This window comes from Acetobacter orientalis (assembly GCF_000963965.1).
GTDB classification, from domain to species: domain Bacteria; phylum Pseudomonadota; class Alphaproteobacteria; order Acetobacterales; family Acetobacteraceae; genus Acetobacter; species Acetobacter orientalis.
Map to the genome: position 1 here is coordinate 1 of NZ_BAMX01000021.1, position 710 is coordinate 710.

Annotated in this window: 1 pseudogene; it reads left to right on the top strand. The window is 53.7% G+C overall.

The window, feature by feature from the left end:
* Positions 1–555 (top strand): annotated as a pseudogene (locus tag Abor_RS08655) (hypothetical protein); the annotation flags it as partial.
* Positions 556–710: the final 155 nt, after the last annotated feature.

Genomic DNA, 710 nt, shown 5'->3' on the forward strand with positions numbered 1-710 from the left:
GAGCCAGAGCCAGAGCCAGAGCCAGAGCCAGAGCCAGAGCCAGATGTGCCAGTTAAGGAAGAAGCTGCTCACACACCGCACCAAGATGTGCTTGAGGCCACGCCAGGGGATGCGCAAAAGCTCGAATCTTCTGCGCCGCCTGTTGTAGAGAGTGCGCCTTATTTTTCGGCTTCTGCTGCTTTACGAGAAGCTGAACAAAGGGGTGAGCCTACTGTTGCTCCTGTTGCAGCGCCGTCAGAAAGTGTAGGGCAGGAAGCTCCGGTTAAGGCCGCGTGGCAGCGTATGGATATTCGCCCCCAGATTGGGGCGTTTAAAAACGGTATGCCAGAGGCCTATAAAGTTGCAGAGCAAGAGCAGGCTAGCGGCGTAGCGCATGGGCAGTCTGTCGTGCAACGCGTGCAAAATGCTTTATTGCCTTTATTCGCGCAGGAGCGTTTTTGGCGCATGGTGTGGGGTGTAAGCTTTGTGGTGGCGCTTGCTGTTATTGTAGCGCTTTGGTGTTATTGGGACAGCGTTGTGCAAATATGGCCCGCAGCCGCACGGTTACATTCATAATAAAGTAGCCTTAGCTGTTAAAGCGCGGCTTAGGCTGCGCTTTAACAGTATAAAATAAAAAAATAGTATGGTTGGTTCTAGTATTGTTGTGTGAGAGGTAGGTAGCATTTTCCGTGCCGTGCCGTGCCGTGCCGTGCCGTGCCGTGCCGTGCCGT